Consider the following 14019-nt stretch of genomic DNA (forward strand, 5'->3'; position numbering starts at 1 on the left):
CACATGTCAGATACGGTCATCAATCGACCAGTAAAGATCAAAGCTCACAACACCCTCAAGGGTAAGGGCTTAACGATCGAACGCATTTATACAAAAGAAGGCGTTCATCCATACGATGAAGTTAAGTGGGAACGTCGCGACGTCGTTCAGGCTAACTGGAAAACAGGCGAGACCGTATTTGAACAACGCGGTGTTGAATACCCTGACTTCTGGTCAGTGAATGCTTCAACAATCGTAACCACCAAGTACTTCCGTGGCGCAGTCGGTGCTGAAAACCGCGAATGGTCTCTTAAGCAGGTCATTGATCGCGTTGTACTCACCTACACAAAGGCCGGAAAAGAATTCGGTTACTTTGCAACTGATGCAGATGCAACAATTTTCGAGCACGAACTTACACACATGCTCATGCACCAAATCTTCTCTTTCAACTCCCCAGTTTGGTTTAACGTCGGAACTGCTGCCCCACAGCAAGTATCTGCATGCTTCATCTTGTCTGTTGATGACACTATGGATTCAATCCTTAACTGGTACCGCGAAGAAGGAATGATCTTTAAGGGCGGTTCTGGTGCCGGTCTTAACCTTTCACGTATCCGTTCTGCAAAGGAACTTCTTAAGTCAGGTGGAACAGCTTCAGGGCCAGTTTCATTTATGCGCGGTGCTGATGCATCTGCAGGAACAATCAAATCTGGTGGCGCAACCCGTCGCGCTGCAAAGATGGTTGTTCTCGATGTAGATCACCCAGATATCGAAGAATTTATCGAGACCAAGGTCAATGAAGAGGACAAGATTCGCGCCCTCCGTGATGCTGGCTTTGATATGGACCTTGGTGGAAAAGACATCATCTCTGTCCAGTACCAGAATGCAAACAACTCAGTACGCCTTTCAGATAAGTTCATGAAGGCTGTTGAAAACGGTGAGCAGTTTGGTCTAACAGCTCGTTCAACTGGTGAAGTTATTGACACAGTTGATGCGCGCGAACTCTTCACAAAGATCGCACAAGCTGCATGGGCATGTGCTGACCCAGGAGTTCAATTTGATGACACCATCAATGATTGGCACACAACTCCAGAGACAGGTCGCATCAATGCGTCAAACCCTTGCTCTGAGTACATGTCACTTGATAACTCATCATGTAACTTGGCTTCACTTAACTTGATGAAGTTCCTCAAGGCAGATGGTTCATTCGATGCAAAGACATTTGCAAAGGCATCTGACTTGATCATCACCGCAATGGATATCTCAATCTGTTTCGCAGATTTCCCAACCGAAGCAATTGGTGACACAACTCGTGCCTTCCGTCAGCTCGGAATCGGATACGCAAACCTTGGCGCGCTTCTAATGGCATCAGGTCTTGCATACGATTCAGAAGGCGGCCGTGCTCTTGCTGGTTCAATCACATCGCTTCTCACCGGAACGACATACAAGCGTTCTGCTGAGCTCGCAGGAATCGTTGGACCATATGCAGGCTTCGCACAAAATGCTAAGCCACATGCACGCGTTATGCGCAAGCACGCTGCTGCTTCATCTGCTGCAAAGCAAGAAACCACACTCGATATCGATGTATGGGCAGAAGCAAATAAGGCGTGGGATGCATGTCTTTCAATTGGCGATAAGAACGGATGGCGCAACGCGCAGATCTCAGTTCTTGCACCAACAGGAACAATTGGTTTGATGATGGATTGCGATACAACTGGTATCGAACCTGACTTCTCACTCGTTAAGTTCAAGAAGCTTGTCGGTGGCGGATCTATGCAGATCGTTAACCAGACAGTTCCACAGGCTCTTCGTAAGCTTGGATACACCGAAGAAACCATCGAAGCGATCGTTGAATTTATCGCTGCAAATGGACACGTCATCGATGCCCCAGGACTTAAGCAAGAGCACTACGAAGTATTTGACTGTGCACTTGGTGCACGATCAATCGCTCCAATGGGCCACGTCCGCATGATGGCTGCTTGCCAGCCATTCTTGTCAGGTGCAATTTCAAAGACAGTTAACCTTCCTGAAGACGCAACTGTTGAAGAAGTTGAAGAAGTTCACCTCGAAGCATGGCGTATGGGCATCAAGGCACTTGCTGTCTACCGCGATAACTGCAAGGTCGGTCAGCCACTTTCAGATGGCAAGGCTAAGAAGAAGGAAGCAGTTGTTGAAGAAGACGTTGCAACTCCAGTGCGCAAGCGCCTTCCTAAGTCACGTCCTGCAACAACAACTTCATTCTCAGTCGGAGGCGCAGAGGGTTACATGACCGCTGGTGCATACGCTGATGGTGCACTCGGTGAGGTATTCCTCAAGCTCGGTAAGCAGGGTTCAACTCTTGCCGGCGTCATGGATGCATTCTCAATCGCAGTATCGATCGGTCTTCAGTACGGAGTACCTCTCGAGACATTCGTAGAGAAGTTCACCAACCTACGCTTCGAACCAGCAGGTATGACAGATGATGCAGATGTTCGCATCGCACAGTCAATGATGGATTACATCTTCCGTCGCTTGGCACTTGATTACCTTCCATTCGAACAGCGTTCAGCAATGGGTCTCTACACAGCAGCAGAGCGCGCAGCTGCTCTCGATAACGGTGGCGAATATGCACCAATCGCGAGTGCTGATACCCCAAAAGCGCCTGTTGCGGCGGCTCCTGTAGCTGCTCCAAGTAAGCCAGTAGCAGTAAAGATTGAAGCAGCACCAGCTGCTCCACTTGCTGCAACGATTGGTTCATCATCTGATCTCCTAGAATCAATGGGAATCAAATCAGATGCACCGATGTGTATGACATGTGGCGTGAAGATGCGTATGTCAGGTGCTTGCTACGTATGCGAAGGTTGTGGAAACACATCTGGTTGCAGCTAAAGATTAACCAACCCCGTTAAGAAAGCCCGCCGGCTAAACCCGGCGGGCTTTCTGCTTTTGGGGCTAGCACTCAGAACCCCTGAATTCAGCGGGTGCACAAGTGATTCCCAGCAAGTATCTATTTGCCTCTCACCTTTGTAGAGGAATCTTCATTTTGAAGGCGAAAGGTTCCAGATTGGAACTTTTAAAAGCCATCAGGGGAAGTAAAAATGTTAAAGCAGAAGAAAGTCTCAATCGCAGTTGTTGCCGCACTCTTTGGAGCACTCGCTATGGCACCTGGAGCTTCAGCTGCTGTAACTAGTCGTCCAACAACAGCACAGAAGTTGCAGTTGCAGTACCTCGTTGAAGAAGAGAAATTGGCTCGCGATGTGTACGCATACTTGGCGGCAAATGTGACTTCACAGAAGTTCTCAAATATCGTCAAATCTGAGCAGACTCACATGGATAACGTTGCAGCAGTGTTGAAGACCTATAACTTCTTCAACCCAACTACAACTCGTGCAGCGGGAGTCTTTAGAGATCAAGAACTTCAGGCTCTCTATAACCAGCTCACAGCACAGGGTTCTGCAAGCATTGCAGATGCCTTCGGAGTGGGCTTAGCTATTGAGAAGCTCGATATTTCTGATCTCGAGAAGATGTTGAAGGTGACATCAATGCCTGCAGATATGCGCGCGATGATGGAGCTTCTCCTTAAGGCTTCTTACAACCACTTGGCTGCCTTCCAGCGCTAAGTTTCATAACTGTTAGTAAAGGAATCCCTCGACTTGGTTACAGGTCGGGGGATTTCTCTCTTTTCACTCAAAACTTTCCTAAATCAATGAATCTAAAATTGCTCGAAATGCTATTTTTCCCTTGGCGAACAGATGCGCCTCTGAGGACTCGCATCTGGTGGCCGGCAAGTCAGCTTTGATTCAATTCGAAGGTGGCTACCGGCCACGTCACCAAAATGGAACGCCGCCTTGAGAAAACTCAAGACGACGCCCAACTTCGGTTAGGAAGTATCGGAATGCCCGTCGTTCCTGCGGCGGGCATTCTTCATTTCTATAAATAGAAATATGAATCTGCACGTGCACAAAACAATTTGGAGCGCTTCTTCTAGCTTCATAACTCCTCCCTTCTCTCATCCACCACGGATGCGGCGGAATAATTGGGGGAAGTCAGTGACGGACCCAACGAGATCTGGAAGCGAAGTGCGCGAAAAATAGGTCTTTGAGCCAAACTTTGTATTTGATTTCTCGACCCCTGTGGATGAGTAGTAGACTCACGGTGTTGTTATCGGGGTCGATGTAATTTCGAACCGGCGGTTATAGTCCGCGACCCGCACATATCCAATGGGCGGTTGACTCAGTGAAACTCTGGGACCGACGGTTAAAGTCCGGATGAGAGATAACAGCGGAATCGGTGCACCATGTTTATCGATGACGCCTACGCGCATCTGTACTCACTGAGCCTTCAGGGTCTCGGTGTGAGTACCCCCAACCCAAATGTCTCGGCCGCAATCTATGGCGCAGATGGGTCTCTAATCTCTGACGGTTTCCATAACCGCAAAGTCTCAGTAGATCACGCAGAAGTTGTGGCTCTTAAAAAGGCCGGCAGCGCAGCACGTGGAGCGACGATGGTTATCTCTCTTGAACCGTGTGCGCATACCGGAGCAACTCCACCATGTGTTCAGGCAATCATTGATGCTGGAATTACAAAGGTCATTTACGCAGTTGCTGATCCCAATCCGATCGCAGCTGGGGGAGCCCAGAAGCTCGCTGATGCCGGAATCCTTGTCGAGCATCGCGAATCTGAACAACTTAACTTTGTACAACGCGCCTGGCTACATAAAGAGCGCACAGGTCGTCCACTCATGATCTGGAAGGTTGCTACAACTCTGGATAGCAAAGTTGCTGCCAGTGATGGAACTTCGCAGTGGATTACAGGTCCTGAATCACGCGAAGACGTTCAGGAACTTCGTGCGCAATCTGATGCAATTTTGATTGGCACTAATACGGCCCTGGTTGACAACCCACATCTGATTCCACGCGGGCATGAAGCACGCCCTGTGCGCGTGATCTGCGGCGAACAAGAAGTTCCTGCCACCAACAAAGTATTTGATAACGAAGCTCGCACCATAGTCGTGAAGAGCAAATCAATCCCAGAGCTAATCAAGGTATTAAGCGATGAAGGCTTCAATCAGGTACTTGTCGAAGCAGGCCCAACGCTGGGTTCAGCGCTTATGGCTTCTGGAAAGATCGACGAACTGATTGTCTATCAGGCGCCAAAGATTCTGGGCGCAGGCAAAGAATTTGTAAGCCACTTAGGTATTTCAACGCTCAATGATCACCTCAAGCTAGAACTTCTTGGTGTTCAGCCATTTGGTAGCGATATCAAATCTCACTATCTAGTGAAGGGGCGCTAAATGTTTACAGGACTTATTACCGAACTCGGGACTGTGCAATCTATTGAACGCGGTGAAAGCTCAGCGATCTTCACAATCAAAGCTCCAGAATCAGTGCAGGGCTTAGCGATTGGCGACTCCATTGCAGTGAATGGAACTTGCTTGACTGCCACCTCTTTGTCCGCAGATTCATTCACAGCAGATGTGATGGTGCAGACGCTGTCTTTGACATCTCTTGGCCAACTAAAAGTTGGCTCACCTGTAAACCTTGAACTGGCGGCGCTGATGGATATGCGCATGGGCGGTCATATCGTGCAGGGCCATGTCGATGGCACCGGCACAGTGGCGCAGTTGGCACCAGGTGAAAAGTGGGCACAGTTCGATGTTATAGCCCCTGAGCATTTAACTAAGTATGTAGTCGCACAGGGTTCAATCACTCTCGATGGAGTCTCACTCACCGTGGGCAATATCGATGATGCAACCAACACAATCACGGTTTGGCTCATCCCTGAAACTCTTGCAAAGACAAACCTGTCTTCTAAGAAAGCTGGCGATCTCATCAATATCGAAGTCGATATCTTGGCCAAATATGTCGAACGCTTGATTTCGAAGGGGGTTGCTCGTGGAGAATAATTTCAGCGCAGCCCTTGATCGCTTTAGACGCGGTGAACTTGTCATTGTTGTTGATGATCACGACCGCGAAAATGAAGGCGATCTCATTATGTTGGCAGAAAAGGCCACTGCCGAAAAGACTGCCTTCATGGTTCGCCACACCACCGGAATCTTGTGTGTAGCAATCACTTCAGAACATGCTCATCAACTGCGTCTTCCATATATGGTCGAACAGAATCAAGATGTTCGCAAGACTGCCTTTACTGTCTCTGTTGACTTGGCTGAAGGAATCACAACGGGCGTTAGTGCAGTAGAACGCACCAAGACAATTTGCGCCCTCGGTTGTGCAACTTCACGTGCCACAGATTTCATTCGCCCTGGACATATCTATCCGCTGATTGCACATAAAGATGGTTTGGCAGCTCGCGGGGGACATACCGAAGCAGGAATCGCACTTGCTGAACTCACTGGCTCATACCCAGCAGCGCTGCTCTCTGAAATTGTGGCCGAAGATGGATCGATGGCACGCGGTGAAACACTGCAAGCATTTTCCGCAGAACACCAGATTCCGATTATTTCTATTGCAGAGATTAAGAAGCACCAGGAATCACTTGCTCCCGTTGCTCGTGTTTCTACATACCCGGCTCATGAATTCGAATGGGTTCCTGTGCAGTTACGTGATGCCGAATGGGATCTTGCAACGTACCCATCACTGAAACACCGCGAGCAAGTAGTGATGCGTTTCTGCACCGAAGATAAGGTGCCGATGGTTCGTATTCACTCGGAATGCTTTACTGGAGACGTGGTTCATTCTCAGCGTTGTGATTGCGGACAACAACTCGATGCATCTATTGCGGCGATTGAAGCCTATGGCTGTGGTTACATCATCTATATCCGCGACCACGAAGGCCGCGGCATTGGGCTGACTGAAAAGCTCAAGGCATATATCTTGCAGAACGAAGGCCTCGATACAGTCGATGCCAATCTCAAATTAGGCCATGTTGTTGATTCTCGTGATTGGTCTGAAGCCATTGCAATCTTAAAGAACTTGGGCGTTTCAGCAATCAAGCTATTGACTAACAATCCTGAAAAGGTGAAAGCTGTTGCTGATAGCGGAATAGCTTGTGAGCAGGTTTCTTTAAGCGTTGAACCTAATGAATTTAATAAGAAGTACCTAGCAACTAAGGCAGAGCGCCTTGGTCATACGGGAGGAAAATAATGGCCGGCCACGCACCAGAAATCGCAGTACCAAAATTTCCTAAGGCAAAGGTCGCCATCATTTCTTCTTCATGGCACCTCGATATCTGTAACGACCTCATTGCAGGCGCTGCTCGAGCACTAGAAGCTGCAGAAGTTAAGAAGATCAAAGTTGTCTACGTACCTGGTTCCTTTGAGATTCCATTGGCCGCGCAGAAGATGTTTGAAAAGGGTTATGACGCAGTAGTTGCCGTAGGGCTTGTTCTTAAAGGCGAAACTCCGCACTTTGATTACGTCTGCCAAGGCGTTACACAAGGCGTTGTTGATGCGCAACTGAAGTGGTCGAAGCCAATCGGTTACGGCGTATTGATGTGCAACGACCTTGATCAAGCAATCGCACGTTCTGGCCGTCCCGGAAGTAAAGAAGATAAGGGTTACGACAGCGCTATTGCTGCCCTTGCTTTGATGGGTCTTTAATTCACCTCATGAAGAACGTTGCATGGAGTGAAGGCACCTGGACTCGTGAACCGGTCTCGCAATCACAAGAAGGCGCCGTTCTCACAGTAGAAGCAGCTGCTGAAAGTGATTGGTGGCGCACAACTTCTTACGGCTTTATCCATGACGATGGCCACGCCCTCGTTAAAGAATTTCCCAACGAATCAGCGATCGAAGTTACATTCGTTCTGAATTACACCGAACAATTCGACCAAGCTGGAATCTTTATTACTGCAGATAGCGAAAATTGGATCAAGGCAGGCGTTGAATTCTGCGATGGCTTTCCTCAGGTGGGCGCCGTCGTTACGCAGAAAAATTCAGATTGGTCTGTAGCTCCCGTTGCTGAATGGATGAATAAAGAGGTAACTATTCGCGTCAGCAGATCAGGTGATGCCGTCACTGTCCGAGCTGGGATTAACAATGATTTACGCCTAGTTCGCGTTGCACCACTTGATCCATCGCGCACATGGAAGGCAGGCCCAATGTTCTGTGCACCAACTCGTGCCGGGTTGAAAGTGAACTTTACGAATTGGTCTGAAGGACCAGCTGATTCAGATCTGCATTAATTCATTTGAAATTAGGCAACAAGCAGTGAACGCTTAGAAAGCCCCATCCAAAAACCTTCAATCAAAGTCTCTGGAATTGCATCGACTTGCGTTGCAGCGCCAAGAGTTACAAATAATGGAGTGAAGTGCTCGACGGTTGGGTGGGCATAGTTCACAGCCGGCGCTAAATCCTTATAAGAAGCGAGCATGTCTACATCACCGCGAGAAAGTGCATCTGCTGCCCACTGATCAAAGTCTGATGACCAGCCCGGAGCCTTGGCATCAATTGACCAATCGCGAAGGAATGGAAGACCGTGGGTCATAAATCCAGAACCAATTATCAGAACTCCTTCGTCGCGCAAAGGACGAAGTCGCTTTCCGAGTTCTATTAACTTTCCTGGGTCCGATGTCGGCATAGACATCTGAAGAACAGGAATATCCGCATCGGGATACATGATGCGAAGTGGAACCCACGCGCCATGATCAAGGCCGCGACGAGATTCATGAAGTGGCTCGTGATCAGGCATCATCGCTGCAATGCGTGCAGCAAGTGCTGATGCATCAGGAGTTTCATATGTCATTTCATAGAACTTCTGAGCAAATCCACCGAAGTCATAGACAAGGGGAGTGCCGGCGACAGGTGATGTAATCGAGATTGGTGCAGATTCCCAATGCGCTGAAACGATCAGAATTGCCTTGGGCTTCTCAAACTTTCTGGTGATTTCAGCGATTTGCGAAGACCAGACAGGATCATCGAGCAGCAACGGAGCGCCGTGGCCGATATAGAGAGCTGGCATCTGGGTCATGAATGCAGGCTATACCTAAGTAGTTGAAATTTCAACTACATCTTTAGTCACGGAAAGGTGGCTGCGGAACAAGCTCTTCATGGAGTGGTGGATTAGCAGGCAGCGATGCGTTGAGCTGTGCCATTTCATCTGCGCTGAGTGTCACGTTAAGGCCGGTGAGGGAATCCAAGATTGATTCCTTGCGAGTGGCCCCAGGAATAGGAATGGCAACAGGTGAACCAGCAAGATGCCATGCGATGGCGATGGCAAATCGAGAGACACCATGTTTTGCAGCAACTTCTTCAAAAGCTGCAAAGTGAGCATTCTCTAAGCTCTGTGAATTATCAATTCCTCCAAGTGGAGACCATGGCAAGAATGCGATGCCATGCTCTTCACAAATTTCGAGAACATCTGCCCAAGCGCGAGATCGAGGCGACCATTCATTTTGAACGGAAACTAGTCCGCCTTGTGCAGGTGTGCCACCAATCTTGATTGCGCGGCGCAGTTGCTCAGCGCTGTAATTACTCACACCAATATTCTGAACGATTCCATGTGCCTTTAACTTCATAACATTCTCAAATTGCTCTTCAAAGGGCATGAAGTGATTGAGGCGGTGGTGCTGCCACAATTTGATGGTGCTTAGCTGCATCTTGGCCGCCGAAGCTTCCACTGCGCGATAGAGGTAATGCTCTGATGCATCTCGACCTGAAATTCCAAACCAATTGCCTTCATCTGGGGCGCGAGTAATTCCACCCTTAGTTGCAATGACAATCTCATCTTTTTGGGCTGGAGTTCCATTCCAAGTGCGCACTGCTTCTGCCACGAGAATCTCATTGTGACCCACTGAGTTCCAAGTAGGTGCGTAAATATCGGAAGTATCAAGTAATCTCACGCCCGCATCGAGAGCTGCTTGGATTACGCCGATTGCGGTATCGCGCTCCTTGAGAATCCAATCTTTGCTCGGTGGCATTCCAGACAGCGGCATACATCCCAAGCCAATAGCAGGGACTTTATAAGGACCAAGCACACGTGTTGATGTCATGCAGTCAGTATCGTCATTGAACCGTTAAAGTGCCACTCATGAGTGATCTATCGGCACAGGTGCGCAGTGCACTCGATGCCGCAGTCACCGCAATTGGTGGATCTGCTCGTGAAGGCCAGATTGAGATGGCCGAAGCCGTTGCCAACGCCCTGACTGACCGCCACCACTTGATGGTGCAGGCTGGCACAGGTACAGGTAAATCTCTTGCCTATTTAGTCCCTGCTTTGGTGCATGGCCGCAAAGTCCTGGTCGCAACAGCAACTCTTGCTCTGCAACGCCAATTAGTCGAACGCGATTTACCCGCAGTTGTTCCGGCGCTAGAAAAAGCACTGGGCCGCGACATTACTTATGCGATTTATAAAGGCGTTGGAAACTATATCTGTCTGCAGAAGATGAATGCAGATGAGACTGATCCTGATGGCGAACTATTACTGGAATCTTCTTATCTAGAGAAAGATGCAAAGCGCCTGATTGCATGGGCGAAGACTCCAGGAGTTTCAGGAGATCGCGATGATGCACCTGAAGTGGATCGCAGAGTATGGGCGGCAAATTCTTTATCGGGACGCGAATGCGTGGGCGCTGATTCATGTGCGTGGGGAGCCCAATGCTTTGCAGCGAAAGCTAAAGCAAAAGCGCAAGATGCTGATGTTGTCGTTACCAACCACACCTTGCTGGCAATTGAAATCGTTGATTCGCATCCCATCTTGCCCGAACGTGATGCAGTGATTCTGGATGAAGCGCACGAATTTATGGATCGCACAACGCAGGCGGTAACGGAAGAACTCACATCAGGTCGAGTGCAACGCGCTGCTGCAATGGCTCGCAAGTACATGCCAGGCAAGCCATCGGATGCCTTCACCAATGCCGCAGATAGTTTCCATGATGCGATGGCCGATTACGGCGAAGATGTAAAGGGCGATTTCTCAGCGCAAGGACGACTTGAAGAGATTCCGATGTCTCTTGAAGCACCGATTCGTAAGGTGAAAGAGGCAGCAACTGCCATTGTTCAGTTAATCAATGCGGACGATGAAATTATTGACCCAGACGAAAATGCAGAACGCGCACGAGTAAAAGGCGCCGTTCAGGAAATCGCAACGACGGCAGGCAAGTTACTGAAGATGGGCAATGAACATGTGCTCTGGTATGAGCCAACATTCTCAACTCTGCACTTAGCTCCGCTCTCTGTCTCGCACGTTCTTCGAAGCAATTTACTTACCCAAAACCCAGTCATTGCAACATCTGCAACACTGACAGTTGGCAATAACTTCGATGCGATGGCGCGCAGTATTGGCTTCGTTGTGGGCTCTGACTCTGATGAAGAGATCAAGCCCGGTGAGATTGACCCAGCAAACCTGCAGATGCTCGATGTGGGATCCCCATTCGATTTCGCAAACCAAGGCGTTCTCTATATGCCAAAGCATTTACCTGAACCAGGGCGCGAAGGTCCGAGCCAAGAAGTATTGGATGAACTCGGCGAGCTGATTGATGCAGCAGGCGGTCGTACTTTAGCGCTCTTTAGCTCTTGGCGTGGAGTAGAGGCAGCCGATGCACACCTGCGAAAAGTTTTGGTGGATTTACCAATTTCGATTATTACTCAGAAGCGCGGCGATGCGGTGGGTCCATTGGTAGAACGATTTGCAAAAGATGAAACATCAATCTTGCTCGGAACAATGTCCTTATGGCAGGGAGTCGATGTTCCTGGCAATTCGTGCATCTTGGTTGCCATCGATCGCATTCCATTTCCGCGTCCTGATGAACCAGTGATGTCGGCGCGCTCTTCTTTGGCTGATGCATCAGGTGGAAGCGGATTTATGCAGGTCTCAGTTCCACGGGCCGCCTTGTTGTTGGCGCAGGGGACAGGGCGCTTGATTCGCAGCATTGATGATCGCGGGGTCGTAGCAATTCTCGATTCGCGTATCGTGACAAAGCGCTACGGAAGTGTCCTACTTAACTCAATGCCGCCCCTGTGGCGCACGAGCGATGGCGCTGTCGTCCGAGATTCACTGCGCAGACTTGCGGCGAGCGTGGAAGAATAAAGATGTGCCTCGCATTCAGACCGATACCCTCGCGCAACATCGCGATTGGCGTCGTAATCAACTAATCGAAGCTGCAGCTGCCATCGCACTCGAATCCGGCGGAGAATCCATCACGGTTGCAGCAGTTGCTCAAAAGGCGGGGCTTTCACGCACTTCTGTCTATGAATATTTTGCAAGCAGCTCAGACCTAGTCGCAGATCTTGTAATCGATGAACTCAATGAGTTTGCACAAACCTTAGAAAATGCACTGACAGGCATCGATGATTCCTACCTCGCCATTCAGACTTGGATTTCCGCATCCTTAGAGTTTGTAGCCGATGGTCGACATCTTCTGGCAAAGGCGCTTAGCGCTGCCGACCTTCCGCGCGAACGCAGTGCTGCAATCGGTGCAGCACACCGCAATCTCTTATCCCCGCTTACGCGCAACCTTCAAGTAATTGGAATTTCAGATATTTCGCAAGCACTTGCTCTCTTGCAGGCAGCAACTGATGCCGCAACAAAACGCATTGAAAGCGGAAACGATGCAGAACGCGAGGTCGCAATGACCACCGCATTCTGCATCGCAGGAATCCGCGCCCTTATTTAATCGGGATAGCAATCATCTGATCAAGCAGTGCCCAGGTATCTGCTTTACCTGCAGCAGTTGCCTTAATAGAACAACTTCCTGACTTCACAGCCTTAACTGTGTTGCCTTCTACAGTGCACTTCTTGCTTAGAGACTTGTAGGTAATAGCACTACCAAAGTTGGTTTCCAAAGGAAGCGCCTTGATCTGACCCTTCTTTATAGTCTTTGTTGCTCCCTGAATCTTTTGATTTCCGAGTGTGAGGATGAAAGGAAAGTTTCCAGACGCTGCAGCCGTTGTGGCATTACCTGCAGTTGTGTAACCGAGTGCGCACTGACCAGCACCCTTAAGCGCAGTAAAGGCGCCGTTGGCATAAGTGCAATCTGCAGTCAGTGATGTAAATGTGACTGGCAAACCAGACTTGGTTGTAGCAACAATCTTTGCCTCCGCGCGATAAGCCAAATTGCTTGGAACATTGCGCACAAGTGGCTTGCCATTGAGAGTCACTGTTACTTCATCAGCTGCCAGAGCGGGAGCTGCAGCACCTTTAGCAAAGGTGAGCGGGAAGAACTTATCCTCTGAGAAATCTGTTGGTGCAGTGTGATCTAAGCGGAAGAAGAGGCCGCATTGTGAAGTTGTGCAATCTACTGAGACTCCCTTACCGCTGATTGTGCTTGCTACCTTGATGCCAATCGGACCTGTTGGGCTAGTTGTACCTGGCCCACCAGCAGCTGTTACCCAGAGCTGAATAGTGTCGCTACATGTTGCAGGGCGCGCAGTTCCGACTGGAGCGATGCATTGTTGGATATACATACCCGCAGTTGTAGGAAACTTAGTAAAGCCGCCATTGATTGTGGCTCCAGCAGGATTGAGGTTTGTAAGTGGGCTACTTGAGAAAGCGAAGGTCTCAGCTTGTGATGGGCTCACTGAGATTAATGAGATGACCAACCCAGTAGTTATAGCGAAGATACTTTTCTTGAGTTTCATAGTGATGCTCCTTGGCTCTGTGATGCGTTATTTTCGAGTAAATGAAATTGGGATAAAGAGATCTTGAGTTCGATCTCCTTCATGAAGATGATCAGATCTGACAGTGATGGCGCATTTAACTTTTGTGCAATCAAACTTTCCTATTTTCTTTGTCACAGCGACTTGTTCTTTAAATCGTCCGCCGGCCTTAAACGGAATCGCCAGCCCTACTCCATATGCAGGTGGATTGGATGAGATCCAATAAGAGGCCTCTTTCACGCCCTGAATATCTGCGCCGCCACCACACGGTGAGGGTGCTTGGCCTTTCTTGGGGAGAACGCAGTACGCGAGATAAATACCGATTGTTTCATCGAAGCCTTTTCCAATCACGGTCAGATTGCCATCTTTACTTACTCGCGAAGTAGTGACTGAAATAGATTGACCGGATGCACCTGAGATAGAAGTTGCGGCGTACGACGTTGTGGAAATGCTCATGAGAAGAGTCAGCAATCCGATGACGACGCTTTTCTTCATACACCTGAGCCTAAATC

13 protein-coding genes and 1 riboswitch are annotated in these 14019 nt (G+C 49.2%); of the genes, 9 read left to right on the plus strand and 4 right to left on the minus strand.

Features of this window, described 5'->3' with window-relative positions:
• Nucleotides 1-3: 3 nt before the first annotated feature.
• From AC8GFK_RS02485 to AC8GFK_RS02515, 7 genes are all read left to right on the plus strand, one after another.
• Complete coding sequence (locus AC8GFK_RS02485) at nucleotides 4-2844, plus strand: vitamin B12-dependent ribonucleotide reductase (protein WP_506625604.1); 2841 nt, start codon at nucleotides 4-6, stop codon at nucleotides 2842-2844.
• Nucleotides 2845-3053: 209 nt separating this feature from the next.
• Nucleotides 3054-3575: a DUF2202 domain-containing protein gene (locus tag AC8GFK_RS02490; RefSeq protein ID WP_506625605.1), complete on the plus strand. Its 522-nt coding sequence runs from the start codon at nucleotides 3054-3056 to the stop codon at nucleotides 3573-3575.
• 536 nt (nucleotides 3576-4111) lie between these two features.
• Nucleotides 4112-4239, plus strand: a riboswitch (FMN riboswitch).
• 13 nt (nucleotides 4240-4252) lie between these two features.
• The gene (gene ribD / locus AC8GFK_RS02495) at nucleotides 4253-5248 is read left to right on the plus strand and encodes a bifunctional diaminohydroxyphosphoribosylaminopyrimidine deaminase/5-amino-6-(5-phosphoribosylamino)uracil reductase RibD (RefSeq protein ID WP_506625606.1); all 996 of its coding nucleotides are present in this window, start codon (nucleotides 4253-4255) and stop codon (nucleotides 5246-5248) included.
• Nucleotides 5249-5860 (plus strand): riboflavin synthase, encoded by a 612-nt coding sequence (locus AC8GFK_RS02500; RefSeq protein WP_506625607.1) that lies wholly within the window; start codon nucleotides 5249-5251, stop codon nucleotides 5858-5860. It abuts the gene before it with no gap.
• The gene (ribB, locus tag AC8GFK_RS02505; RefSeq protein ID WP_506625608.1) at nucleotides 5850-7058 is read left to right on the plus strand and encodes a 3,4-dihydroxy-2-butanone-4-phosphate synthase; all 1209 of its coding nucleotides are present in this window, start codon (nucleotides 5850-5852) and stop codon (nucleotides 7056-7058) included. Before AC8GFK_RS02500 ends, ribB begins: the two co-directional genes overlap by 11 nt.
• Complete coding sequence (gene ribH, locus AC8GFK_RS02510; RefSeq protein WP_506625609.1) at nucleotides 7058-7513, plus strand: 6,7-dimethyl-8-ribityllumazine synthase; 456 nt, start codon at nucleotides 7058-7060, stop codon at nucleotides 7511-7513. Before ribB ends, ribH begins: the two co-directional genes overlap by 1 nt.
• Before the next feature lie 8 nt (nucleotides 7514-7521).
• Entirely contained in the window at nucleotides 7522-8097 is a 576-nt protein-coding gene (locus AC8GFK_RS02515) for a DUF1349 domain-containing protein (RefSeq protein WP_506625610.1), read from the plus strand.
• An 11-nt stretch (nucleotides 8098-8108) separates the two neighbouring features.
• On the opposite strand, the gene AC8GFK_RS02520 is transcribed toward AC8GFK_RS02515, so the two are convergent.
• The gene (locus AC8GFK_RS02520) at nucleotides 8109-8882 is read right to left on the minus strand and encodes a dioxygenase family protein (protein WP_506625611.1); all 774 of its coding nucleotides are present in this window, start codon (nucleotides 8880-8882) and stop codon (nucleotides 8109-8111) included.
• 43 nt (nucleotides 8883-8925) lie between these two features.
• The gene (locus AC8GFK_RS02525) at nucleotides 8926-9903 is read right to left on the minus strand and encodes an aldo/keto reductase (RefSeq protein ID WP_506625612.1); all 978 of its coding nucleotides are present in this window, start codon (nucleotides 9901-9903) and stop codon (nucleotides 8926-8928) included.
• A gap of 38 nt (nucleotides 9904-9941) precedes the next feature.
• Between AC8GFK_RS02525 and AC8GFK_RS02530 the strand changes: the two genes are divergently transcribed.
• Nucleotides 9942-11939 carry an ATP-dependent DNA helicase gene (locus AC8GFK_RS02530; RefSeq protein ID WP_506625613.1) on the plus strand — a complete coding sequence of 666 codons (1998 nt, stop codon included), beginning with the start codon at nucleotides 9942-9944 and terminating at the stop codon, nucleotides 11937-11939.
• A gap of 4 nt (nucleotides 11940-11943) precedes the next feature.
• Nucleotides 11944-12525 (plus strand): TetR/AcrR family transcriptional regulator, encoded by a 582-nt coding sequence (locus AC8GFK_RS02535; RefSeq protein WP_506625614.1) that lies wholly within the window; start codon nucleotides 11944-11946, stop codon nucleotides 12523-12525.
• Here the strand turns inward: AC8GFK_RS02535 and AC8GFK_RS02540 are convergent.
• Entirely contained in the window at nucleotides 12518-13489 is a 972-nt protein-coding gene (locus AC8GFK_RS02540) for a hypothetical protein (RefSeq protein ID WP_506625615.1), read from the minus strand. The genes AC8GFK_RS02535 and AC8GFK_RS02540 overlap by 8 nt on opposite strands.
• 27 nt (nucleotides 13490-13516) lie before the next feature.
• Nucleotides 13517-14002 carry a hypothetical protein gene (locus AC8GFK_RS02545; RefSeq protein WP_506625616.1) on the minus strand — a complete coding sequence of 162 codons (486 nt, stop codon included), beginning with the start codon at nucleotides 14000-14002 and terminating at the stop codon, nucleotides 13517-13519.
• Nucleotides 14003-14019 lie beyond the last annotated feature (17 nt).

Origin of the sequence: Planktophila turicensis (SeqCode) (assembly GCF_965234405.1) — a bacterium.
GTDB classification, from domain to species: domain Bacteria; phylum Actinomycetota; class Actinomycetes; order Nanopelagicales; family Nanopelagicaceae; genus Planktophila; species Planktophila turicensis.

Bases quoted from the DNA above. Each gene is read 5' to 3' on its own strand.
- AC8GFK_RS02485 (WP_506625604.1), top strand. From the start codon at position 4: ATGTCAGATACGGTCATCAATCGACCAGTAAAGATCAAAGCTCACAAC.
- AC8GFK_RS02490 (WP_506625605.1), top strand. From the start codon at position 3,054: ATGTTAAAGCAGAAGAAAGTCTCAATCGCAGTTGTTGCCGCACTCTTT.
- ribD (WP_506625606.1), top strand. From the start codon at position 4,253: ATGTTTATCGATGACGCCTACGCGCATCTGTACTCACTGAGCCTTCAG.
- AC8GFK_RS02500 (WP_506625607.1), top strand. From the start codon at position 5,249: ATGTTTACAGGACTTATTACCGAACTCGGGACTGTGCAATCTATTGAA.
- ribH (WP_506625609.1), top strand. From the start codon at position 7,058: ATGGCCGGCCACGCACCAGAAATCGCAGTACCAAAATTTCCTAAGGCA.
- AC8GFK_RS02515 (WP_506625610.1), top strand. From the start codon at position 7,522: ATGAAGAACGTTGCATGGAGTGAAGGCACCTGGACTCGTGAACCGGTC.
- AC8GFK_RS02520 (WP_506625611.1), bottom strand. From the start codon at position 8,882: ATGACCCAGATGCCAGCTCTCTATATCGGCCACGGCGCTCCGTTGCTG.
- AC8GFK_RS02525 (WP_506625612.1), bottom strand. From the start codon at position 9,903: ATGACATCAACACGTGTGCTTGGTCCTTATAAAGTCCCTGCTATTGGC.
- AC8GFK_RS02530 (WP_506625613.1), top strand. From the start codon at position 9,942: ATGAGTGATCTATCGGCACAGGTGCGCAGTGCACTCGATGCCGCAGTC.
- AC8GFK_RS02540 (WP_506625615.1), bottom strand. From the start codon at position 13,489: ATGAAACTCAAGAAAAGTATCTTCGCTATAACTACTGGGTTGGTCATC.
- AC8GFK_RS02545 (WP_506625616.1), bottom strand. From the start codon at position 14,002: ATGAAGAAAAGCGTCGTCATCGGATTGCTGACTCTTCTCATGAGCATT.